Raw genomic sequence first — 830 nt, forward strand, 5'->3', positions numbered from 1 at the left:
TTGCTGTTCAAAGTGTACTCTTTTAGCCAAAGGCAGGTTTGCGGCAACAGAGAAAGGGATGGTGCTTTGACTAAGGTTGGAGGTGTTTATTTTTTGCAATTTTCCTTTCGCCCATATTACCAACTCATCGCCTTGAGGCATCCAGGAGAAACCTGGATAAACGCCAAAAATGGCCCAAGCTGTTTGCTGGTCTTTGTTTAACTGGTCATAGACTGGCCACTCTTCACCAGTTTTCAAATCGTGGACATACAATACTGTCTTTGTTCTTACCCTTTTCACAAAAGCAAGTTTGCTCCCATCAGGAGATATTTGTGGCCTTTGCGGCCCCTCCAGGGCCACCAGTTATTGTTTCTATTTCTCCGTTTTCAAAATCGTATCTCTTGATGACATAAATTTGGCCGTTGGGATCCCGGTTGTATTGAAAACTGCCTCCCGGAGACATGTCTTCACTAAAATAAAGGTACCTGCCATCAGGCGAAACGGAGGGTTCATTTACATCCTGCTGGTCATTTTTTCTTTTGTTAGCTGTAAGCCATCGCCGCCACTGATGTGGTATTGCCACATTTCTCCTGCGCCAAGGGACCTGCCAGAAGAAAAATGCTTTCTTGCAATCAAGAAATTGCCATCGGGCACCCATTCAGCGTTATTGAGTAAGCGGAAGGTTTCTTTTGTGATTTGTTTTGGTTCGGTTCCATCCCTCTTCATAACCCAAATATTGTCTCCTCCGCCTGCATCTGAGGTAAAAGAAATCCATTCACCATCTGGACTGAATCGCGGTTGAACATCAAAAGGCATTCCGGTTCTCAAAGGCTTGCCGAGCCTCCATGGAT

The 830-nt window shown here is 45.2% G+C and carries 2 protein-coding genes; both read right to left on the reverse strand.

Annotated elements, in window-relative coordinates; translation table 11 throughout:
- Nucleotides 1-279, reverse strand: a 279-nt coding sequence (locus tag ADIWIN_RS21895; protein ID WP_316929648.1) for a hypothetical protein, incomplete at its 3' end; no start/stop codon positions are given.
- Between the two features lie 213 nt (nt 280-492).
- A partial coding sequence (locus tag ADIWIN_RS21900; protein WP_316929649.1) for a TolB family protein occupies nt 493-830 on the reverse strand: 338 nt, incomplete at its 5' end.

Origin of the sequence: Winogradskyella psychrotolerans RS-3 (assembly GCF_000427335.1) — a bacterium.
GTDB lineage: Bacteria > Bacteroidota > Bacteroidia > Flavobacteriales > Flavobacteriaceae > Winogradskyella > Winogradskyella psychrotolerans.